Origin of the sequence: Paenibacillus sp. FSL E2-0201, assembly GCF_037963325.1 — a bacterium.
In the GTDB taxonomy this organism is placed as follows: Bacteria; Bacillota; Bacilli; order Paenibacillales; family Paenibacillaceae; genus Paenibacillus_AQ.
Map to the genome: position 1 here is coordinate 6,264,870 of NZ_CP150154.1, position 22,668 is coordinate 6,287,537.

Annotated in this window: 16 protein-coding genes; 2 read left to right on the forward strand and 14 right to left on the reverse strand. The window is 43.5% G+C overall.

Features of this window, described 5'->3' with window-relative positions; all coding sequences use genetic code 11:
* Positions 1-26: 26 nt before the first annotated feature.
* From NSU15_RS28320 to NSU15_RS28330, 3 genes are read right to left on the reverse strand one after another with little or no spacing between them, the layout of a single operon-like run.
* Entirely contained in the window at positions 27-1,232 is a 1,206-nt protein-coding gene (locus NSU15_RS28320; protein WP_076119116.1) for a type II secretion system F family protein, read from the reverse strand.
* A complete protein-coding gene (locus NSU15_RS28325; protein ID WP_339288337.1) occupies positions 1,232-2,281 on the reverse strand; it encodes a type IV pilus twitching motility protein PilT in 1,050 nt (349 codons plus the stop codon). The genes NSU15_RS28320 and NSU15_RS28325 overlap by 1 nt, the downstream gene beginning before the upstream one ends.
* A gap of 43 nt (positions 2,282-2,324) precedes the next feature.
* A complete protein-coding gene (locus NSU15_RS28330) occupies positions 2,325-3,989 on the reverse strand; it encodes an ATPase, T2SS/T4P/T4SS family (RefSeq protein WP_339288338.1) in 1,665 nt (554 codons plus the stop codon).
* Between the two features lie 375 nt (positions 3,990-4,364).
* Here NSU15_RS28330 and NSU15_RS28335 point away from each other — a divergent pair, with 375 nt between their 5' ends.
* Positions 4,365-8,804 (forward strand): DUF5057 domain-containing protein, encoded by a 4,440-nt coding sequence (locus NSU15_RS28335; protein ID WP_339288339.1) that lies wholly within the window; start codon positions 4,365-4,367, stop codon positions 8,802-8,804.
* A 70-nt stretch (positions 8,805-8,874) separates the two neighbouring features.
* On the opposite strand, the gene NSU15_RS28340 is transcribed toward NSU15_RS28335, so the two are convergent.
* The 3 genes from NSU15_RS28340 to NSU15_RS28350 are packed head-to-tail and all read right to left on the reverse strand — an operon-like array spanning position 8,875 to position 11,804.
* Entirely contained in the window at positions 8,875-10,671 is a 1,797-nt protein-coding gene (locus tag NSU15_RS28340; protein WP_339288341.1) for a hypothetical protein, read from the reverse strand.
* 13 nt (positions 10,672-10,684) lie between these two features.
* The gene (locus NSU15_RS28345) at positions 10,685-11,230 is read right to left on the reverse strand and encodes a prepilin-type N-terminal cleavage/methylation domain-containing protein (RefSeq protein WP_339288342.1); all 546 of its coding nucleotides are present in this window, start codon (positions 11,228-11,230) and stop codon (positions 10,685-10,687) included.
* Positions 11,214-11,804 (reverse strand): type II secretion system protein, encoded by a 591-nt coding sequence (locus NSU15_RS28350; protein WP_339288343.1) that lies wholly within the window; start codon positions 11,802-11,804, stop codon positions 11,214-11,216. Before NSU15_RS28350 ends, NSU15_RS28345 begins: the two co-directional genes overlap by 17 nt.
* Positions 11,805-11,992: 188 nt before the next feature.
* Here NSU15_RS28350 and NSU15_RS28355 point away from each other — a divergent pair, with 188 nt between their 5' ends.
* Positions 11,993-12,781, forward strand: a complete 789-nt coding sequence (locus tag NSU15_RS28355) for an alpha/beta hydrolase family protein (RefSeq protein WP_076119190.1) — start codon at positions 11,993-11,995, stop codon at positions 12,779-12,781.
* A gap of 136 nt (positions 12,782-12,917) precedes the next feature.
* Here the strand turns inward: NSU15_RS28355 and NSU15_RS28360 are convergent, their stop codons facing one another.
* The 8 genes from NSU15_RS28360 to argB all read right to left on the reverse strand — a co-directional run bounded on the left by NSU15_RS28360 (position 12,918) and on the right by argB (position 22,640).
* Positions 12,918-13,754: a phosphoenolpyruvate hydrolase family protein gene (locus NSU15_RS28360; protein WP_042131316.1), complete on the reverse strand. Its 837-nt coding sequence runs from the start codon at positions 13,752-13,754 to the stop codon at positions 12,918-12,920.
* 41 nt (positions 13,755-13,795) lie between these two features.
* Positions 13,796-15,004 (reverse strand): Tm-1-like ATP-binding domain-containing protein, encoded by a 1,209-nt coding sequence (locus NSU15_RS28365; protein ID WP_042131317.1) that lies wholly within the window; start codon positions 15,002-15,004, stop codon positions 13,796-13,798.
* A gap of 99 nt (positions 15,005-15,103) precedes the next feature.
* On the reverse strand, positions 15,104-16,303 hold the full coding sequence (locus NSU15_RS28370) for a phosphoenolpyruvate hydrolase family protein (protein WP_339288345.1): 1,200 nt from the start codon (positions 16,301-16,303) through the stop codon (positions 15,104-15,106).
* 146 nt (positions 16,304-16,449) lie between these two features.
* Positions 16,450-17,865 (reverse strand): argininosuccinate lyase, encoded by a 1,416-nt coding sequence (gene argH / locus NSU15_RS28375; RefSeq protein ID WP_339288347.1) that lies wholly within the window; start codon positions 17,863-17,865, stop codon positions 16,450-16,452.
* 94 nt (positions 17,866-17,959) lie between these two features.
* A complete protein-coding gene (locus NSU15_RS28380; protein WP_339288348.1) occupies positions 17,960-19,195 on the reverse strand; it encodes an argininosuccinate synthase in 1,236 nt (411 codons plus the stop codon).
* Between the two features lie 292 nt (positions 19,196-19,487).
* Positions 19,488-20,456: an ornithine carbamoyltransferase gene (gene argF / locus NSU15_RS28385; RefSeq protein ID WP_339288349.1), complete on the reverse strand. Its 969-nt coding sequence runs from the start codon at positions 20,454-20,456 to the stop codon at positions 19,488-19,490.
* Entirely contained in the window at positions 20,453-21,739 is a 1,287-nt protein-coding gene (locus NSU15_RS28390) for an acetylornithine transaminase (protein WP_042131322.1), read from the reverse strand. Before NSU15_RS28390 ends, argF begins: the two co-directional genes overlap by 4 nt.
* A 70-nt stretch (positions 21,740-21,809) precedes the next feature.
* Positions 21,810-22,640 (reverse strand): acetylglutamate kinase, encoded by an 831-nt coding sequence (gene argB / locus NSU15_RS28395; RefSeq protein ID WP_339288351.1) that lies wholly within the window; start codon positions 22,638-22,640, stop codon positions 21,810-21,812.
* Between the last annotated feature and the right edge of the window lie 28 nt (positions 22,641-22,668).

Below are 22,668 nucleotides of genomic sequence, written 5' to 3' on the forward strand. Positions count from 1 at the left end.
TCAATATCTTTAAGGAACCACAAGGTTCACATATTGCCATACAGACTGAACATAGGCAGCATAATAGCGGCCACGATCACACCTACAACACCGGCCAAAAAAGCAATCAGCAACGGTTCAAGCAGTGACTTCAGACGATCAACGGTATTTTCTACGTCCATCTCATAGAAATCAGCTACTTTAGACAGCATCGTGTCGAGCGCCCCTGTCTCTTCGCCAATCGCAATCATCTGTGTAACTAACGGCGGGAAGACCCATGCTTTTTTCAGAGGTTCAGATAGTGGGTTGCCTTGTCGCAGCGAATCTCCTGCACTACGGATAAAACCTCCAATGACCTTATTTCCTGCTACCTCTTCTACAATCACCAAGGATTGCAGGATCGGAACTGAACTGGCATATAGAGATGAAAAAGTACGCGTAAACTGAGCAATCGAGCCTTTTTGATTCAGCTTGCCGAACACCGGAATCTTCAGCTTGGCATAATCAAGTGCGTAGGCACCCTTTTCTGTGCGTTTTGTAATCTGAAAAGCTATCACTAGGAGGAGAACTCCGAGTATCCAGAAATACCATTGACCTTGAATGCTTTTGCTAAGGGCCAATACCATCTTTGTAATCGCCGGAAGCTCTGCATTCATCGATTCGAACATCGTTACAAACTGTGGAACTATCGCCCAGAGGAGGTATATAACCGCTCCAATCGCCATCACCCCGACCGTAATCGGATAAGTGAGCGCAGATTTAATCTTCTCTGTCGTAGAGTGCTGCTTCTCAAAAAACATCGCTAACCTGTCGAGTGTCCCTTCAATATCTCCGGATTCTTCACCGGCACGGATCATGCTGACGAATAGCTGTGGGAAGATTTTTTTATGATCCTGAACAGCTTGTGAGAACGATATCCCACGCATCAGGCTGGAGTTAACATCTACTAGCGCTTTGCGTAGAGGCTTACTCTCAGTTTGCTCCGCCAAAATACGCGTTGCATCCACAATCGAAACTCCAGCACGCATAAGCGTGGCAAACTGCCTACAATAAATAATGAAATGAAGCGGTTTGACTGGATTACCAATATAAATATCCATCGATAGAATCGTTGTTTTGCGTTCGATCAGCGAGAATACCGTAAGGCCCCGCTTGCGTAGCTCCTCCATTGCCGTAGGCTTATCTGTTGCGGTCAGCTTTCCTTTAATGGATTTGCCTGCGGTTGTCTTCACTTGATATTCAAAAAGAGGCATCAGCTATTCACCTCCGCCATAAATGCCTTTGCTGCAGCTGGGTGAATGAGTTCCTGTGATAAATACTCACGGATACTCATATCCAATGTATGCATACCTTGCGAGCGTCCGGTTTGCATCACATTTTTAATCTGATGTGTCTTTTCGGTACGAATGAGGTTGGCTACGGCAGGTGTATTCACTAAGATTTCTGTTGCACATATCCTCCCACGTCCCCCTACTCTTGGAAACAACCGCTGACTGACAACAGCCAGTAATACAGAGGCTAGCTGTGAACGAATCTGTCCCTGCTGATGACCCGGAAAAGCGTCAATAATTCGATCAATCGTCTGCGGTGCGTCTGTTGTATGTAAGGTTGCCATCACTAGATGACCTGTTTCCGCGGCAGTAACTGCTGCTGTAATGGTCTCCAAATCCCGCATTTCTCCAACGAGAATAACATCCGGATCCTGACGTAATGCGGCACGTAGTCCGCTCGCAAAGCTAGCTGTGTCACTACCCACTTCACGTTGATCCACTAGACAGGTTCCATGACTATGCAGAAATTCTATAGGATCTTCAAGTGTCACAATATGCTTGCTTTCGGTCTTGTTAATGTAATTCAGCATAGCTGCTAACGTAGAGGATTTACCGCTGCCCGTAGGGCCTGTAACTAGAATCAAACCTTGTGGTTTGAGTGACAAAGTGGACAAAATTGGAGGCATCGACAGCTGTTCTAGACTCGGAATCTCTGCAGGAATTGCCCGGGCAGCAATACTAATCTCACCCCGCTGACGATAAACATTCACCCGAAATCTTGCACCGCCATCCAGCGGATAAGAGAAATCTACCTCGCCTGCATTCCGAAACACTTCGCTTCTTTCACTGCCAAGCAGCGCTTCTGCCATTTCAGCAGCTTCATCGGCTGATACTGGTTCACCCTCAAGTGGGTGAAGCGTTCCATCCATACGTATAACTGGAGGCGAGCCTACAGAAATATGTAAGTCGGAAGCTTTGGAGGAGTAAGCTATCTGCAAAAGCTGTCTTATATCCCGCGTATACGTTGGCATCCGCTGCTCCCCCTAGATTAAAATGCAATTCACCTTATAGACCCTAATGTGAGACCGTCTCGCGCATGACCTCTTGTAACGTCGTGATTCCCTGACTAACTTTGAGTAGTCCGTCATCCATCAGTTGAACAAGTCCACGCGCTTTTCCTGCGACACGCAGTTCTTCTACCGAAGCAGTGTTCGTAATAAGCTGCCGCAAATGATCGTCAATACTGAGTACCTCATGAATCGCTATTCGGCCACGATAACCGGAACTGCTACAGCTACCGCAGCCTCGACCACGATGTAATTCGTCCGCTGACAACCCCAAGCTACGTAACATAATAGCTTCCTGCTCAGACGGTTTGTAGGTTTCTTTGCAGTCGGTGCAGATTTTACGAACGAGCCGCTGCGCTACTACACCTATTAGTGAAGAGGCAATCAAGTAAGGCTCCACCCCCATATCTCGCAATCGAGAGACGGAGCTAATCGCATCATTTGTATGTAAAGTAGACAACACTAGATGACCTGTTAATGAGGCACGAACTGCAATTTCAGCAGTTTCTGCATCCCGTATTTCACCCACCATTACAATATTCGGATCTTGTCGGAGAATCGAACGTAATCCCGCCGCAAAGGTTAACCCAATAGCCGAGTTTACATGCACCTGGTTTACGCCCTCAAGCTGATATTCCACTGGATCCTCAACCGTGATAATATTTGCACTTTCTACATTGAGTTGATTCAGTGCTGAATATAAAGTTGTTGTTTTCCCACTACCTGTAGGTCCTGTAATTAGCAAGATTCCATAAGGACGAGCGATCATTTCTTTAAAAGCTTCCGCATTTCCTTCACTGAATCCCAAAGCATCTACAGATTTAACCCCAGTACTCAAATCTAGCAACCGCAGCACAATCTTCTCTCCGTGCATCGTAGGCAATGAGGATACGCGAATATCTACCATTTTGTAATCAAACTGCATTTTGATTCGCCCATCTTGTGGCAAACGCCGTTCTGCGATATTCAGTCGCGCCATTATTTTCAGACGAGCGGTGATAAAGCCCTGCATCTGCTTAGGGATAATCCGCTCCGTCCGTAAGGTTCCGTCAATCCGGTAGCGGATCGTTAGATTATTCTCACCTGGATCCATATGTATATCAGACGCCCGCAGAGCAACAGCCTGCTGAATCATCTGATTGACCAAACGTACGATAGGAGAATCCTCATCTGTTATCTCTGTCTCTTCTATTTCTTCTTGTGTAGGGAGCTCTACTAGCATCTGATTCATAGAATCACGCATCCCATAATGACGCGCAATCGCTCGCTGTAGCTCATCCCTAGTGGAAATAGCAGGTTCGATTCGGAACCCTGTACTCATTCGCAAATCTTCTATCGCAAAGTAATCCAGCGGATCGGCCATCGCAACCATCAACTTACCTCCTTCTTTCAAGAAGGGAAGCACCTGATAACGCTTAGCCATACTTTCTGGAATAATCTGCGTTATGGCAGGATCAATCTGGTATTTAAATAAACTGACATGCGGAATGCCGAGCTGGAATTCAAGCACTTCAATCAGCTGCTGCTCCGTGATATAGCCTTGAGAGATTAGCAGATCGCCAAGCTTACGCTTGCTTTTACGCTGTTCTGCAAGTGCTTCAAGCAGCTGTTCCTGCGAAATAATATTATTTTCTACCAGCAAATCCCCAAGTCTCTTTTTCGCGATGGCCATGTCCGTTCAGCTCCATATGCCGTTATTGGTTATACCTTTATGCCTACTAGATAATGGATAATACTTGGAATAAACGGAGGATAAATTACCAGTTACATTTCTGCAAAATATGAAAATGATTTTTTCCATAATTACGGATTCATCAATTTTGTCAAACTAGCGTATTTTTCAATAGACTTGGGACTTTAGTAATAAATTTATAGGTATATTTCAATAGATTTATGTTGTCTATCAATGCTGAATGTCCTAGAATGTATATAACATAGATTGGATAATTTTACAACGAATTCAGCTGAAAAAGCTGTCGGAAACTAGCATATACAACATACAATTCGACCATATCTACCAATAGTTAACAATCAGGGAGAGATGAACATGAAATTTGCAAGTAACAAAAGGATCTATCTTTTTACAGTAACGATCTTGCTTCTCCTTCTGCTTGTTCTGCCACTCAAAAATCACTTCACGAATGTCGAAGCCAGTTCAAATGATTATCAGATTCGTATGCTTGAGGTTACGGAGAATGGAGTTAGTGAGCTTGCGTCTCTAAAAACGGGAATATCTGGACTTACAATTGACACGATGAGTATGAAGCGCTTTGTGGCGCTGCGGGATGATCTGGATGGAAGATATGATGCGATTTATATCGGGAAGGGGACTTACAGTACGAGTGGTGTTTCTGGAAAAGACCATAATACCAAATTAGTCATGAACGACATAACTAATCTAAAAGCTAAAGAAATTACCGATTATTTTATTAATAAAGGGCTTTACGTAATTTTCCACAAGCAGCCCTTCTCAACTCCAACACAAAACGGAATTTTATATAAGACCTTTAATACATACCAGGCATTAACTCCAAAATCTAATGTTCTATTCTTTAATGATTCTGAGTTAAATACCTTTATCTCTGAATTGAAAAAAAGTAATTCTACTTATTTGTCCAAAATGAAGCAAAGACCTCAACTAGAGATTACTAACAAGAGTCAAATTATCGAATACGGTTCTACTGTACCCAAGATCTATACGCCTGGCGACGAGCTCACGTTCAAGTTCAATGTTTCAAATGTTAATTTAGGAACGAACCCTATACTTGTTAAGCTCTATCTGGGCTTAGATAAGTCCACAAAAATGACTGAAGATCAAGTCGTTGCAACCACCTCCTTAAGTACTTCGACAACCGGAGAAATAAAATACAAACTTCCCAAGACTTATTCAGGCCTACTTTATTGGAAGCTAGAAGCAGTAGATTCTCTGAATCAAAAATCTCTAAGCGATTTCACTATCGGTACTATTCAATTTAAGGGCAAGAAGACAGTGGTCAATGTATTGCAGATCTTACCAGATGGAAATAATGACAGCAAACTTATTAATAATGAATTAGTTATGGATCCTAGCTATCTACAAAACGTATCTAAGGACTACGAACTAGTTATCGAAACAAAATCAATGACTCAGTTCAATGAATACATTAAAAGTAAGGAAAACTCTACTCCAAAATACGGCTTGAATGGAACATATGATATGCTCCTGTTTGGATTCCGGGATGTATACAATGAAAAAGCTCTAATTGATGAGCTCTCCTCGAATGCTGTATTAAATTTCATCAATGATACCAAGCAAAGTGTTATGTTCACTCACGATACTATTTATATTGCCAGCAACAACAAGAGTAGCCAATGGATTAATAAGTTCCAAGGAATCACAGGTCAAACCAGCCCTCAAACCAATTTGGGCTTAAATGCTCCGAGTACATCAACCTCTGTTACTCCTGTGAACGATGGATTGCTAACTCAATATCCTTTTAATTTAAGCGAGCAAGATGATAAGAATAAGGTAGCCAACACACATAATCAATACTTTACCCTTGACTTAGAAGATTCCACTGTCATTCCTTGGTACAACATTACTGGAAGCAATCGGGATATTAACGACAGCTGGAACCACTACTATACGTACTCTAAAGGGAGTGTAACTTACTCAGGAACCGGACACATCATCGGAACATCTTATAATAGAACTCAAGCAACCTCTTTCCCAAAATGGGAACAAAAGTTGTTTGTAAACACGATGTACCGTGCATTTACAGGTGCCAATCATGCTCCAGAAATTACTGTGCATACACCTATGGACAAAAGCATTAAACCTTCTTACCAGAACCAACTGGTCGTCAGCTATACAGTCGATGACTGGGATTTGAAAGACAAGAACCTATTTACCAGTATTAAGTTTAAACAAAACGATAATGTAATTACCGGCTATACAATGAACGAGAAAGCAATTTTATCTGGAGAGACCGTTACGCAAACTTTTAACAATCCTCTTCCTGCAGGGGGAAATCTTCAAATTGAGATTACTGCCAGGGACAGACAAGGTGCAATCTCTACTAAAACTATAAATGTAACCGTTCAAAAAATCGAATCAAACCTTACGATTCAACGTACACAGTCTAACTCTACTGTTGAAAAAGGGAACCCAATCACTTTTACGTACACAGTAACGCCAAACGCTGTTCCTTATCTTGCTGTTGATCCAGGTGAGCAAGGGATTGAAGATCTAGTGATCTCAAACGTTCAATTTGAAGAGAAATTTCCGCCTAATCTGGAATTTAGTGATCCTCTTCCAGAAGGCATGAGTAAAAGCGGTACTTTAAGCGAGGGATATACTCTATCTAAAAATTTAGGGAACATTAACTATAAGTTAACAGAAAGTAACAACGTCAAATCTTATACACCAATAAACAATTCTGCTAACACTTTTAGTCTTACTGCAATTCCACAAGAAAAGAAGACATACCTATTGGATAATTCTAAGATTTATTATGATGAAATCCATGCAGCGACATCTTCATTCCCTGGATCCAATGCTCCAGTCTCATCACTGGGCATAGCTAATGATTATTCAATCTTTATGCTAGAGAACATTGATTTCCCAAACAATGGATTCACAAATAATTGGCGTATAGCAGCAGGTGGGAATATAAATATTGCATCATTTAGTTTAGGAGGTTCATTAACAAATGCCGATACTACTGCAACTGTTGTGGCAGGTAGAAACTTGACCTTAAATGGTGGTTCACTGAAAGGGATGGCCTATTACGGTGGCAATATAACGGCTCCAGCCTACCTTATTAATCAAACTCAGCATAAAGACAACTATATTGATTTTGCTGAGGTTGGGAAAAAACTTAAAAATCGTTCATTGTATTATGCAGCATTACCGGAGACGTCCAAATCAACCGATCTGTATCAGACCATTACTCTAAAGGGAACCGATCCTAAACTTAACGTATTTCATTTAAATCCAACCAATGGAAGTATTAATAGCCTGAGCATTGATACTCCAAGCACTTCCACTACTGTTGTCAATATTTCCGGGGAAAATGTAACCATCAGCAATGGCACCAACACCCTTACAGGTGTAAGCAGTAAAAACGTGTTATACAATTTTTATGAAGCAACATCATTTAACCTACGCGGATACAAATTATATGGTACTGTTCTGGCTCCATTAGCAAATATATCTTTCACTGGTGATATTGTTGGCTCATTTATCGGAAAATCAATCTCAGGTTATAATGGTGGGCACAGTATCGATCTGTCTCCATTCACCGGAGATTTACCGAACCCTACACCAGTCACCCGAGAACGGGTAACAATAAGTTTCTCTCCTATTTCCTTTGAAGCTATCGTTAAAGTAGCGAACATTCAACTTCAAGATACAGTGATTCGGGTAGATAGTGAACTGAAACTGCTACCGGTCATAACACCTGAAGATGCCAACAACAAAGAAGTCAGTTGGTTGTCTAAACAGCCGGATATAGTCTCTATTAGTGACACCGGAGTAATAAGAGGTCTAAAAGCCGGAGAAGCAACATTAGTGGTTACAGCTAGAGATGTAAGAAGCGATGGTAGCCACGTCTTTACTACTGCAAAAGTAAAAGTCGTTTCAGCTGATTTAACGATTACAGGAGCTAAGGACGCTATAGTCGGTGAGAAAGTTCCCTTCGAAGCTAGTTATGAGCCCTTTGATGAAACCATAATTGGCTACGAATGGTCCATCAAACCAGGGGCGAATTCAGCCAATGCTACAATAACTAAAAATACCGATCCATCTATTGGAAGTAAAGCAACCTTGTTGGCTAATCGATCTGGATCAGTGACAATTGTGGCCACAGTCAAAACTGATCGGAAGCCTAACGGTGCTATCTATTCAAAAGAACATACCGTTACAATTACAAATCCTGTTCGTGAGATACAAATTAATGGGGATTCTTTTGTAAACATCGGAAATGAAATACCGTTAAATGTGTCTGTCGTTCAACCTGTAGAGAATTCCGATCCGGTTGAATACGTATGGAGCCTGGAAGGGGATGGAAGTAATTATGCAACATACGTCCCTACCCCTGATAACAAAACTATAAAGTTAAAGGGCAACGTGTTTACCAAATCAGTCAAGGTCAAAGTGATTGTAAAAGGATCCTCCCCTGTTATTGAAGCCTTTAAAGAAATAGCAATTGGCGTTAAATTAACTAACCTATCCTTACCCGCGCCATTCAAAATAGGAGTTGGACCGGATAATTCCAGAGATTTATTTAATAACGGTCTTGTACTTTGGCCAGAAAGCTTAATCAAAAATGACTTTAAAGATAAACTCCTCTGGACAAGCAGCAACACAGCCATCCTGACAGTTTCAGGTGATGGTAAAATAACCGGTCTAAAGAAGGGGAAAGCCACTATTACTGTTTCGTATATTGAAGACCCTAAAATCCAAGATTCTGTAGAGGTAATTGTAGAGAACGAAGATCGTTACTAAAAAGGCAAAACCCCCGAGTCGCAAAGATACTGCGACTCGGGGGTTTTATATTCCACATTTATATCAAACGCTACTCCAACTGCATGTCTTCTACGCTAATATTCACTGTCTTCACACGAGGAAGTCCGGCCTTCTGATCTTCAAAGATCTGATCGTTATAAGCTGCCTTGAACCGGATCAAATTGCTGTTGCTGTCTATTACAATATTATTATCTTTGCCTATAGCTGTTCCCCGCACAGCATTTATAGTAAGATTCCCCTTTGCAAAGAATCCTCCGCTAAGCGAGAATATAGATCCTACACCATATAAATCCGCATCCGAATCAGTATAAAAAAAAGCATCTAACTGAGTAGGAGTGTTACTGAAGGCAGCCAAACGATTAATAAGTATTGGACCACGGGAGATCAATACTAGTTCCTTACCATCCAATCCTTGAAGTGTTGCATCTTCTACCAATGTAGTATGTTCGGGAATTCCATTAATAGTCGAGGGTTCTTTAAATACAAACATAGTGGAATCAATTTGAACATTCCCCCGAATTTCTACCTTTCCAGTCACTAAAATATTCGCTCGTATCTGTACTGGTTTTTCATTACCATAGTTATCAACGATTAGATTTCCGTCTACAATGAGCCACTTACGGGATGACGTTGAGTTTTTGTCTTCTTCTGAGTATAAGACACCCGGAAAGTCATCACTGCCGTCCAGATCCAGATTTCCATTATAAATAACAGATTTGGTTGGATGCTTTATAGTGTTTAATTTTTTAGTATATTCCCTCATTTCCTCCTTATAATCCTTCTGAGCCTCAGGCGAATCATCCCTGAGAATTGGCTTGATCAAGCCAACCTGATCAATAGCGTCAAAATTATATAGATTCATACCCGCTAAATAGGATGCTAGTTTGCCTTCAGCAAGCTTATTTCGAATCGTAGTTCTGTCAGCCCCTGTCCCTATTGCTTCCGCCACTTTATCCACAAATGAACCCTCAACATTAACTTCTACGAATGTACGACGATTTCTAATTTCCACCTTATCTTGAGGGATTTTCCCAGTCATGGAGGTTTCTTTAGTAATTTCAGAAGCCTTCAACTCACTTTTGCCTTCCTCTCGATATATCAGCTTATCAAGAGATTGAACATGCGCCTCACCATCTATTTCAAAGGGACTTGATACAAGTGTATGGAATTTTTTCTTATACGTGTACTCAGCCTTGTCGCTGATAATTAGTATGTCTCCTGCGTAAATATTCCCAATAATTAAGGGTGCTCCATTAATCGTAAGATTCTTCTCTGACCCAATAGTGTATTTAAGAAAATCCGGAAAAGTGTCTATAAACACCCTTTGCTTAAGATTACGCTTGACCCCGTTAACTTCAGCCTCCGAGTTGATAGTCACTATGTATTTGACCAACGTTCCTGTTCCAATCGTCCCCTCTACCGCATATGTAATTCCACTTATTTTCCCAGTTGCGTTTGCCAAATCAGTACTTGTCTTAAGACCTGCTGAAAGTGTATCTGGAAGTGTGGTTGGAAGTGCAATCAAAAAATTCTTTATGGACTGATCCAGTTCTGCTTGGCTAATATCTATATTACTCTCTATTTTTTTATTTAAGCTCGATGTAATATACGCCACAGCCTCATCAAGCGTTTTTTCAGCTAAGTGTAGACTTTGCACATCATTTTTACGCGTCTCCGTCCGCTGTGCACCGCCCACTGTAGCACTAAGTACACTTAAACCGAGAATAGTAAGAATCAGTACAATGAACATGACCAGTACAAGTGCCGAGCCTCTCTCTTCTTTTAAGCATTGCAAACTAGTATGAGCTATTCTGACGCGGATAGACCGAGATGATTGTCCTGTCATTATGTGATTCCTCCTAAAAACCAAATTTGCTCACCATCTCCATATCATAAGTCCTTCCATCGTAATGCTGAGTTAAAAGTAGTTTTATATCAACAAGTCCGCTTCTACAAGGTACATTAATCTTGCAACCCGTACCATTAGAATTGGTAGAAACAATCGTAGAACCAGATAGATCGGAATGAATTGAGGTACGAGGATCGTTTATGACACTATTAATGGTAAGTGTGGTAATGCCACCTTCCCCGCCCTCAGAAGTAACAAATTGAATAGTTCGCGTAGATATCACACCATCTGAATCCTTTATCAGATTTAATCCATCTGTCGTATTCTCCACTCTAGTTGGTCCGAATACATATAATTCATTAATGATAGATGACATAATCAAATCAGCTTCCTCACGAAGTGAGTTCTCAATCGTTATTTTATGATAGCTGCGGAAACCGAACATCATCACCATAGAGAGCATTCCTGCAACCATAGCGAAGAGGGTAATCGCAGCGATCATCTCAATCAGTGTGAAGCCATGCTGGTATTTTAGGCGGTCAGCGAATCTTCTCATCCGTAATATATCCCTCCACCACCGTAGTATAAGCTGTTCCACCAGGCCCACCATTACCACTAACTTTCACCTCGACAGGGATAAGATAAGGTGCCATCTCGCTCTTGCGGGTATCTACCCCTCCACCACTATTCTTCCCTTCCTGCATCTCCTGATGTAATTGAAACTGGTATCGAATATTAATCTCATATTTGATGTTGTTAACGACTGGATTTAATACATCTGGTAAAGCTCCACCATTTACAAAACTATTGCTATAAACACATGTTATAGTCGTCGTGCACTCAGAAGCCTTAATCATGGGCAGTTCCTCACCTGCATCTACAATCATCTTATGCTTTAATGGATCTGTTACAAAAAAATTACTCATTTCCTCAAAATCCTGCTTCTCCACATAAAACAGCGCGTTCCTCGCCAGATTGACCATAATCGTCTTGTTCTGGTTCGATTTAGAGTAACTCATGGCGTTTGTAAAGTAAGACGTAAGCACCAGTGATACTATCGACAAAATCACAATAGCGGCCAGCACTTCGATCAAAGTAAAACCTTTTTCCTGCTTTAGGCCCGATTTCATCCTACTTTTTGCCTCCCGCCTATGAAAATAATTTCGCATTTGCACGTTTCTTCCTTATTTTTCTACTTCCATTATATTCTCTCATATCTAGGTACAGCAATCCTCAAAATCCTTATAATTCAGATATTTCTACAATATCTCTCACTTTTTCTGTGTGCTATCATTTGGAGAGAGAGGGGATGGATGAAATGGCTTTAATAGAGTGTAAATTTTATTCAGAAGTACTAGGATTGAATACCTCAATGACTGTAATTTTGCCGCAAAAAACAACCACACAAATCGGTATGAGCAACGTAACAAGGGGAGAACTACATCCTACATTGTATTTGCTGCATGGTTTGTCCGACGATGATTCGATCTGGCTTCGCCGGACTTCGATAGAACGATATGTAGCAGAGATGGGAATAGCTGTAGTTATGCCGAATGTACATCGCAGTTTCTACACGGATATGGCGGTTGGCGGTCGTTATTGGACCTTTATTAGTGAGGAGTTGCCTATGCTTGCGCGCTCATTCTTCCCATTGTCAGATAAACGCGAGGATAACTTTGTAGCCGGGTTGTCGATGGGTGGTTACGGAGCGATCAAGCTGGGACTACGGAAACCGGAAGCTTTTGCGGCTGCAGCAAGTCTGTCGGGCGCACTTGATATGGCGCATAATTTTATAAACTTTGAGGATCCTACCGTCAAAAGCAAAGAATACGAAATGATCTTCGGAACGGAAGATATCGCCGGTACGCCCGAAGACCTTCTATGGCTGCTTGAGGAAGTGAACCGCTCCACGGGACCGAAACCAGCGCTGTATCAATGCTGTGGCACAGAAGATTTCCTGTACACAGATAACTTGAAATTCCGCGATGCGTGCCGAGCAACCTCACTTTCTTTAACCTATGAAGAAGGTCCAGGCACACATGAATGGGGCTATTGGGATGCCAAAATACGCGATATATTGGCTTGGCTGCCGTTGAGTAATAATTAGCTTCTTCTAATAGACAACAAAAAAGGTGCAGCTATAAGCTACACCTTAATTCTATACTACTCAGATTGCCCTCTCCGGAGGGTTCTTTTATTTCTCGCTTAATGGCTTACCGTCCTTATAGGGATGCCGAAGGCAATTATGCTTGTTTGGTGATATTTTTAAATAGGACTGTCTGATCTTTAATCCCTTTTTCAGCAGCAAATCTTTCAATACTCGAGGCACCAAAGAATCCGTCTATACCTTCTGTCCGTTCAATTACGTACGCAGCATCTTCTGGTTCAGCAATTGGTCCACCGTGACAAATCACCATAATATCTGGATTTACTGCTTTCCCTGCTTTAATAATCGCTTCAATTCTTTCTACACAATCATCCAATGTCAGAGCGGTCTTAGCTCCAATTGTACCTTTGGTAGTCAAGCCCATATGCGCCACCAAAATATCTGCGCCTGCTTCTGCCATCGCTTTTGCTTGATCAGGATCAAATACGTAAGGAGTTGTGAGCATATCCAATTCATGCGCTGCTCTAATCATATCTACTTCTAAACCATATCCCATCCCGGTCTCTTCAAGGTTCTGTCTGAATACGCCATCGATCAAACCAACGGTTGGGAAGTTTTGCACGCCGCTAAAACCTTGATCCTTAAGCTGTTTCAAATATACCTCCATCACTCTAAAAGGATCTGTTCCACATACGCCTGCTAGTACGGGAGTATTTTTCACAACAGGTAATACTTCAGAGCCCATTTCGACTACAATTTGGTTGGCATCTCCATAAGATAGTAGCCCAGCCAATGATCCACGACCTGCCATTCTGTATCTTCCTGAATTATAAACAATCAGCATATCCGCTCCGCCAGCTTCACTGCTTTTTGCAGTAATCCCTGTACCGGCTCCCACGCCTAAAAGAATCTTTCCATTTGCTACTTCTTCTCTAAACTTCGCCATGATTTCAGTTCTTGTATTTTTGTTCATGTGTAACGCCTCCATCATTATTTAAATGTTCTGTGTTAGTGTTATTTGCTCATGAGATCTATTAGCTTCTGCGCTGCTGCTTCTGCAAACTCTACATCATTAATGGCACAATCCATTTCGATAACCTCGACAACATTTCTGTTCACACCATTTCTCAAGGTATCAAATAACATTTGATCTTCCTCTACACCGTAAAAAGCTTCCCCTGCAACATCAATGCCCGATATCCCTTTAAGCGGCAACATTAACACCGTTTTCTCTTTGGCCATATTTAATTTCTCGACAAGTTTTTTGCCGATAGCTTCATTCTCTTCTACTGTTGTTCTCATCAAAGTAACTGTAGGGTTATGCTTATAGAACTTATGTCCAGCAAATTTCTCGGGTACCGTATCATAAGGGCCAAAGTTACACATATCAAGGGCACCTACCGACACAACCTGTGGAATATGATGTTTACCAGCAGCTTCTAACCGATGAGGTCCAGCATTTAGCACGCCACCAATAATTTCGTCCGCCCATTCTGTTGTGGTCAGATCCAATACACCTTCAATAAAACCAGCCTCGATTAGCGCCTCCATGGACTGGCCACCTACACCTGTTGCATGGAATACAAGCACCTCATATCCTCTAGCTTCAAGATAGTTACGGGCTGCCGTCACACAGGGGGTTGTTACCCCAAACATTGTTGTAGCTACTAATGGTTTTTTCTCTATCACTTGTTTATTCTCAAATTTAAGCATACCGGCGATGGCGAAGGCTGCATTGGTAAAAATCTTTGTTGAAATGGAGTTCAGTCCAGCAACGTCTACTACGGAAGGCATCATGACAATATCACTAGTACCTACATATGGGGCAGTATTCCCAGAAGCTACGGTCGAAACCATCACTTTTGGTACACCAATAGGCAATGCCCGCATACCAGGGGTTACAAGTGAAGTCCCTCCAGTACCCCCAAAGGAGATAATCCCATCAAATTTGCCTTGCTTATATAATTCAGGTACTAATTTTTCCATACCTTTGGCTAATAATTCTGTCGCTAATGCTCTATCCTTCTTGGCAACGAGCTCATCTATACTTACACCCGCGGCTGCTGCTACTTCTCTGTTAGAGATATCCGGTGTAAAAGTGGGTTCAAACACACCCGTATGAATCGTAAACGTACCTAACTCCAAGCTTTCCAGCAAATTTTTAATGTAGAGATATTCTTCACCCTTGGTGTCAAAAGTTCCGGCAATGGCAATCGTCTTCATTTCTTCAACCTCCTCTTCAAATATCTACAACAAAAAAGCATGATCAACTTATGAGTTAATCATACTTCTTTGAATTATGAATGAAAACGCTTTTATGTCTTATGTTTTTGTGTTTATGTTAGATTTATATTGTTTTGGAGAGAACCCTTTGTACTTCTTAAACATTTTGCTAAACTGCGCATAATCTTGATATCCCACTAATGGCGCTAACTCAGATAACTGGATAGGGTCTCTATGTAATATTTCCGCTGCCTTATCCATCCGAAATTGTACGAGATACGTTTGAAAGCTGCAGCCAACTTTTTTGGTAAACAAACTACTTAAGTAACTTCGGGATACATGCGCCACCTTAGCTAAATCTGCAAACAAAATCTCATTCATATAATTTTGGGCCACGTATTCTTTTACAAATTCAACATAATCATAGTGCTTTGTGATGCCGTTTAACATTTTCACCATAAAATCATCTTCATCCAGCGTCCCCGACACTTTAAAAGCTTTGGTTATATTCGTGATGGACTTCTCCGATGGAATTCTTTCAAAAGCAGAGCCCCCGATGTACCCCATCAGGTTTTGATTATTACTGTACATATACTGCACATCAATCGGCGTTTTCACGGGACCACCATAAACCAATTTAATTAAATCTGGCTTTAACGCATTGCATGTATTAAAAATCTCGTCAGCCTTAGCCTTGGCAGCTTCCAGAGAGAATACTTTTTTGGCTCCTAATAATCCCCCTTCGGTTAAGCCTAAATGTGCACAAATAATATCTGCTCCCGCCTCGATCATCTGAGCAGCTTGAATTTCGTCAAATACAAAGGCTATGGTAAACAAATCTTTTTCATGGGCGATCCTTATAGCTTCTACTTCGAGTAGATAACCATTCCCCTCTTCTTCGAGTGCTTCTCCAAATTGACCATCTATTAATCCGACCGTGGGGTAATTATTAATTCCGGAAAATCCCTTATTCTTTATTTCACTGATATAGCTCTCCATATCTTTTGTCGGATCGGTTGCATTGAGCCCAAAAATAATAGGAATATCTCTTACCAGAGGGATGATTTCCCTAGACGCAAAGTCCATCACCATATCATTGCTATTGCAAAACGGCAAAATCCCAGCGAGAGAACTCCTCCCCATCTGGCGGAATTTACCCGAATTTAACATCAGAAGAAAATCAGCGCCACCCTGCTTCGCATACTTTGCCGTTATTCCAGCACCTGTGGCTACTCCGATAATATGATTGCCCAGTTTTAATTGCGATCTAAGCTCGTCTAGGATCTGCTCTCTACTCATACTTACGAACCCTCCAATCCCTAATTTAAGGATAACCGTAAAGAGCACTGTGAATCCAGTTGTGTTGTACTTAAAGCCCCTTTAGATAAAAAAAATCTCGCCTGCGACCTATAAAAGTCTGAGGCGAGATTTGGTATTGATACGGTTTACAAAATAGCGTCACCGTGTTTTACTACCCATTCATTAGCTTCCTGCAGCGCCTGCTCCGCGCGTTCGATCGCAGCCTTCACCTGAACGGTGGCTGTGCCGCCATAAACGTTGCGGGCGTTAACTACAGCTTCCGGCTGAAGAACAGCATAGATATTCTCGTCGAAGAGTGGCGAGAATTGCTTGAACTCTTCCAGCGTCAGATCCAGCAGGAATTTGCCTTCGTTAATGCAGTAGAGCACTGTTTTTCCGATTACTTCATGTGCTTGGCGGAAAGGAAGACCTTTGCCTACCAAGAAGTCGGCGATATCCGTAGCATTCGAGAAGTCCGTATTCACGGCTTCACGCATACGTCCCTTGTTCACCTTCATGGTGGAGATCATCGGCGCGAACAATTGCAGTGCACCAGTCAGCGTAGTAACGGTATCGAACATGCCTTCTTTATCTTCCTGCATATCCTTGTTGTACGCCAGTGGCAGTGATTTCAGTACGGTCAGCAAGCCAATCAGATTGCCGTAAACGCGGCCTGTTTTGCCCCGTACCAGTTCTGGTACATCCGGGTTCTTCTTCTGTGGCATAATGCTGCTGCCTGTGCAGAAAGCATCATCCAGTTCCACAAAGCTGAACTCCGTGCTGCTCCACAACACCAATTCCTCGCTGAGTCGGGATAGGTGAGTCATTACAAGCGCAGCATTTGCCAAGAACTCGACGATAAAATCGCGGTCGCTGACAGCATCCAGACTGTTCTCGTACACACTGTCAAAGCCCAACTGTTCCGCTACAAAGTGGCGATCGATCGGGAAGGTTGTACCAGCAAGTGCGCCTGCTCCGAGTGGCAGCACGTTGATCCGTTTGTAGCTGTCCGTCAAACGCTCCGCATCGCGGCGGAACATGGAGACGTAAGCCAACAAGTGGTGAGCAAACAGGATCGGCTGTGCCCGCTGCAAATGCGTGTAACCAGGGATGATCGTCTCTACATTATCTTTGGCTTGTTCAATCAGAGCTTCCTGTAATTCATGCAGCAAGCTAACTAGCTCAACTACCCGGCCCCGTAGGTAAAGGTGCATATCCGTTGCCACCTGATCGTTACGGCTACGTCCAGTGTGCAGTTTACCACCGACCGGACCGATTTCCTCGATCAGATGTTTTTCAATATTCATATGGATGTCTTCATCCGCTACGGAGAAAACAACCTCTCCAGCGTTAACCTTGTCCAATACTTTGTTCAGACCTTGCTTAATCGTCTCCACATCTTCTTGTGGAAGGATTCCGCATTTGCCCAGCATTGTGACATGCGCCAGACTGCCTTGTACATCTTCTTTGGCCAAAGCCTTATCAAATCCAATGGAAGCCGTATATTCCTCCACCAGCTTGTTTGTTCCTTTAGTAAACCGTCCGCCCCAAAGCTTGCTCACCTGTAATTTCCTCCTCTTGGACGCCAGAGGGCCGCTCCTATCCTGACGGGAGGAACGGCCTTCGGGGTTGCCCGTTTAAGTTTATGTTATCGTTCTATTTCGAAGCTCCATTTACACCTGTAGAAACCTTAAGACGCAATGCGTTCAAGTGGATAAAGCCAGTTGCATCCCCTTGATCATAAGCTTGTGTAGGATCAGCTTCCATCGTCGCAATTTCAGGGTTGTACAGGCTGACTGGGCTCTTCACTCCAGCGCCGATGATGTTGCCTTTGTACAATTTAAGACGAACAGTACCTGTTACATTTTGTTGGCTCTGTGTTACAAGAGCTTGCAGTGCAATACGCTCTGGAGCGAACCAGAAACCGTTATACACCAAAGTGCTGTAACGAGTGATCAGGCTGTCACGCAGGTTCATCACTTCACGGTCCATCGTGATGGACTCCATTTTGCGATGAGCGACGAACAGGATTGTTCCACCCGGAGTCTCATACACGCCGCGGCTCTTCATGCCGACAAAACGGTTCTCAACCATATCCACACGTCCGATACCGTGTTTACCGCCTAGCTCGTTCAGTTTCTCCATCACTTGAAGTGGGTTTAAGGACTCACCATTCAGGGCTACGCAGTCTCCCTTAACGAAATCGAGTTCCAAATATTCCGCTTCATCCGGAGCATCCTCAGGAGCGTTGCTCAGCAGGAACATTCCTTTGTTCTCTGGTGCACTTGGATCGAACCAAGGATCTTCCAATACGCCGCTCTCATAGCTGATATGCAGCAGGTTACGGTCCATCGAATATGGCTTCGCCGCAGAGGCTTGTACCGGAATAGCATTAGCTTCCGCATAAGCGATCATTTCCGCACGACCCGGGAATTGATTGCGGAACTCTTCCAAACGCCAAGGCGCAATTACTTTAATGTTTGGTGCTAGTGCAGCTACCCCAAGCTCAAAACGCACTTGATCGTTACCTTTACCAGTCGCGCCGTGCGCGATAGCCGTAGCACCTTCAGCGATGGCGATATCCACCATACGCTTAGCGATCAGTGGACGAGCAATACTAGTTCCGAGCAAGTATTGGCCTTCGTAAAGCGCGCCGGATTGGAACATAGGGTAGATGAAGTCGCTAGCGAACTCATCGCGCAGATCGTCGATGTATACTTTCGATGCACCGGTTGCTAGTGCTTTTTCTTCCAAACCGTCGAGCTCTTCTTTTTGGCCGATATCGGCTGTGAAGGCGATGATCTCCGCGTCATAGGTTTCTTTAAGCCATTTCAAAATAACGGATGTATCTAGTCCGCCGGAATAGGCGAGTACAATTTTTTCTTTAGCCATGGTGTGGCAACTTCCTTTCGTGTGGGCTATATAAATTAAAATAACCGTGCTCTCGCTAGCACTTTAACGATTAATCGCAACTACGCTGAATGTTTGGACTTCTGGTCGCTGTTATCATCAGATTTCTTTTATTTCAAACCGCATTATGCGGATGAAATCTGATGATAAAGGCGAACGCTACGCTCCTACAGTTCCAAAAATTCCGCTCCATTACTCTATCGTCCAAAACCTAACTTCGCTCAACATTAATTCAATTTATATAGTGATTTATATTTTATATTATTTAAATTCCTTAACTCATCAGCGCAGCCATTAAAGCCTTTTGCGCATGCAGACGGTTCTCAGCCTGATCAAAGATGACCGAGTTAGGGCCGTCAATCACGCCTGTGCTGACCTCTTCCTCACGGTGGGCCGGCAGGCAGTGCAGGAAGAGATAATCGCTCTTCGCACCTTTTACAAGCGCCTCATTGACCTGATAGTCCTTGAATGCCGCTTCACGCGCCTTTTGCTCCTCTTCGAAGCCCATGCTCGCCCACACATCGGTGTAGATGACGTCAGCGTCTTGTACAGCTTCTTGCGGGCTGTGAGTAACCACAATCTTCGCTCCGGTTTCTTTAGCGATCTCACGGGCTTCTGCTACAACCGCTGCATCCGGCTCATAACCTTCCGGTCCGGCAATAGATACGTCCACGCCCAGCTTAGCTCCGCCAATCATCAGAGAATGCGCCATATTGTTGCCATCGCCGATGTAAGCCAACTTCAGGCCTTTGAGCTTTCCTTTGTGCTCATAAATCGTTTGGTAATCCGCCAGCACTTGGCAAGGATGTGCCAGGTCGCTCAGGCCGTTGATTACTGGAATAGAAGCATACCGAGCCAGATCCTCTACTTTGTCATGACCGAAGGTACGGATCATAATTCCGTCGAGGTAACGTGACATTACTTGTGCTGTATCGCCAACCGTTTCACCGCGTCCAAGCTGAATGTCATTTTTGCTCAAGAAAAGGGCATGCCCTCCCAGCTGATACATTCCAACTTCAAACGACACGCGCGTACGAGTAGAGGATTTTTCAAAAATAAGACCAATCGTCTTTCCCTTCAGCGGCTGAAATTCTTCGCCATTTTTCTGCTTCTTCTTCAGCTCAATCGCTGAATCAATCAGATACGTAATTTCTTCCGGGCTGTAATCGTTCAGCTCCAGTAAATCACGGCCTTTCAGTTGCTGTGCAATGGTGTGCTTGTTACTCTGTACGCCCTGACTCATGAGCTTACCTCCCCGTTTGCTTGTTTAGCATAAGTATGAATGAGTTCGGAGACGATGTCCACCGCTTGGTCGATCTCCTCTTTACTTACATATAGATTAGGCAGCAAGCGAAGGACATTAGGACCCGCTGTCACGAACAACAGGCCTTTCTTTTGTCCAGCCAAAACAATATCGCCCACTGGTGATTGACATTCAATCCCGATTAACAGTCCTTTACCACGGATATCCTTCACAAAAGAACAGTCCGCCAGCTTCTCTTTCAAAAGACCTGTCAGGTACTTACCCATTTCTTCAGCGCGTTGTGGAAGCTCATCCTCCAGCATCGTTTCAATTGTCGCTGCCATAACCGCTGTTGCTAGCGGTGTTCCTCCGAAGGTGGACGCATGGCTGCCTGGTGAGAAAGCATCACGCAAATACCCTTTGCCAAGCATTAAGCCCGCTGGGAACCCACTTGCAATCCCTTTAGCCAAAGTGAAAATATCTGGTTCAATTCCATAATGCTGATGAGCGAACAGCTTGCCTGTACGTCCCATTCCTGTCTGTACCTCATCTACAATCAGAAGCAATCCGTGTTTCTTACACAGTGCCACTACAGCGTTCAAGAACTCTGGTTCTACCTCAAGCACGCCACCCTCTGCAAGCACCATCTCCAGCATGATAGCAGCGGTATGATCACCGATAGCAGCCTCTAACGCAGGGAGATCATGCAAAGGTACAGTTTTGAAGCCTGCTGGAAGCGGCAGGAAGCCTTCTTTTACCTTTTGCTGACCTGTAGCTGTTAGTGTGGCTAATGTACGTCCATGGAAGGATTGTTCAAATGTGATGACCTCATAACGATCGACACCTTTTACCTTCTGGTGGTAACGACGAGCCAGCTTAATAGCAGCCTCATTCGCTTCTGCCCCACTATTACAGAAAAACACTTGATCAGCGCAGCTATTCTCTGTCAAAAGATTTGCAACTTTGTCCTGCCCAGGAATATGGAACAGGTTGGAGACATGCCAGAGCGTATCAATCTGATCCTTCAGCTTCGCACCGACTTTTTCAGGAGCATGACCTAGACTGGTCACAGCTAATCCACTTGTGAAATCAAGATACTTATTGCCCTTATCATCCCATACCCAGGTGCCTTTGCCTTTAACTAAGCTGAGATCATATCTGGCGTAAGAAGGGAATACCGCGCTAAGCTTGCCTGCTGCAACATCCGGTGTACCTGATCCTACTGTATCGGTCTGCTGTGCCCCTGCTTGCGAATCCATTTCAGCTTGTGTAAGCTTGCTCATTCTAAGTCACTCTCCCATCTTGTGCTCCTGTGTACCAGGCTGCACCTCTAAATGATTTTCATCTATGATTCTACGAACGAATAATACGTGTGCCTATCGCTTCACCTTGCAGTACTCGGCTAAGCACCCGCGCTTCTTTTCCATCCACAATAATAACCTCTGAAACGCTGCCTTGAATGCAATCGATCGCTGCCCGTACTTTCGGGATCATGCCGCCGTAGATTTCTCCACTTTCAATTAAAGCTTCGATTTCCTGTACGGTAACGGATGGAAGTACAATTTTCTGACCCTCCACGGTACTCATAATGCCAGGCACATCTGTGACCACGATCATTTGGGGAGACTCTACATAAGAAGCGACTGCTCCTGCTGCTGTGTCTGCGTTAATATTGTAGCGCTGACCTGCAGCATCTACACCGATAGGTGCAATGACAGGAATATAGCCCATCCCAACAATACCAGTTACGATCTCAGCTTTTACTTCCGTTACTTCTCCTACCAAACCTACTTCAGCGCTATTAGCTACGGGTCTAGCAGTAATCATATTTCCATCGATGCCGGACAGCCCTAGAGCTAGACCGCCACTTCCTTGAATTCGCCTTACAATCGCCTTGTTGATACTCCCTGCCAGCGTCATCTCTACGACATCTAGTACTGCCTCGGTGGTTACCCGCAGACCGTTCACGAAGCTGCTTTCAATGCCCAGCTTTGCTAGATTCTCTGAAATGGCCGGCCCTCCGCCATGAACTATTACAGGCTGAATGCCTTCCTGCTGCAAATCTCGTAAATCTTCGAAAAAAGAATCAGGAAGAGCAGCCAGCGTACTGCCGCCGCATTTCATCACAAACAATCCACTACCATCTAATGCATCTATAAGTTCAAGCTCGCTATTTAGCGTCATATGTTCGGTATCCTTCCCTTGTGGGCTT

What these genes read in the sequence shown, in the direction of transcription:
- NSU15_RS28390 (WP_042131322.1), bottom strand. Translation starts at nt 21,739, where the DNA reads ATGAGCAAGCTTACACAAGCTGAAATGGATTCGCAAGCAGGGGCACAG.
- NSU15_RS28345 (WP_339288342.1), bottom strand. Translation starts at nt 11,230, where the DNA reads ATGAGAAGATTCGCTGACCGCCTAAAATACCAGCATGGCTTCACACTG.
- NSU15_RS28320 (WP_076119116.1), bottom strand. Translation starts at nt 1,232, where the DNA reads ATGCCTCTTTTTGAATATCAAGTGAAGACAACCGCAGGCAAATCCATT.
- NSU15_RS28350 (WP_339288343.1), bottom strand. Translation starts at nt 11,804, where the DNA reads ATGAAATCGGGCCTAAAGCAGGAAAAAGGTTTTACTTTGATCGAAGTG.
- NSU15_RS28355 (WP_076119190.1), top strand. Translation starts at nt 11,993, where the DNA reads ATGGCTTTAATAGAGTGTAAATTTTATTCAGAAGTACTAGGATTGAAT.
- NSU15_RS28335 (WP_339288339.1), top strand. Translation starts at nt 4,365, where the DNA reads ATGAAATTTGCAAGTAACAAAAGGATCTATCTTTTTACAGTAACGATC.
- NSU15_RS28330 (WP_339288338.1), bottom strand. Translation starts at nt 3,989, where the DNA reads ATGGCCATCGCGAAAAAGAGACTTGGGGATTTGCTGGTAGAAAATAAT.
- NSU15_RS28365 (WP_042131317.1), bottom strand. Translation starts at nt 15,004, where the DNA reads ATGAAGACGATTGCCATTGCCGGAACTTTTGACACCAAGGGTGAAGAA.
- argB (WP_339288351.1), bottom strand. Translation starts at nt 22,640, where the DNA reads ATGACGCTAAATAGCGAGCTTGAACTTATAGATGCATTAGATGGTAGT.
- NSU15_RS28370 (WP_339288345.1), bottom strand. Translation starts at nt 16,303, where the DNA reads ATGAGTAGAGAGCAGATCCTAGACGAGCTTAGATCGCAATTAAAACTG.
- NSU15_RS28325 (WP_339288337.1), bottom strand. Translation starts at nt 2,281, where the DNA reads ATGCCAACGTATACGCGGGATATAAGACAGCTTTTGCAGATAGCTTAC.
- NSU15_RS28380 (WP_339288348.1), bottom strand. Translation starts at nt 19,195, where the DNA reads ATGGCTAAAGAAAAAATTGTACTCGCCTATTCCGGCGGACTAGATACA.
- NSU15_RS28340 (WP_339288341.1), bottom strand. Translation starts at nt 10,671, where the DNA reads ATGACAGGACAATCATCTCGGTCTATCCGCGTCAGAATAGCTCATACT.
- NSU15_RS28360 (WP_042131316.1), bottom strand. Translation starts at nt 13,754, where the DNA reads ATGAACAAAAATACAAGAACTGAAATCATGGCGAAGTTTAGAGAAGAA.
- argF (WP_339288349.1), bottom strand. Translation starts at nt 20,456, where the DNA reads ATGAGTCAGGGCGTACAGAGTAACAAGCACACCATTGCACAGCAACTG.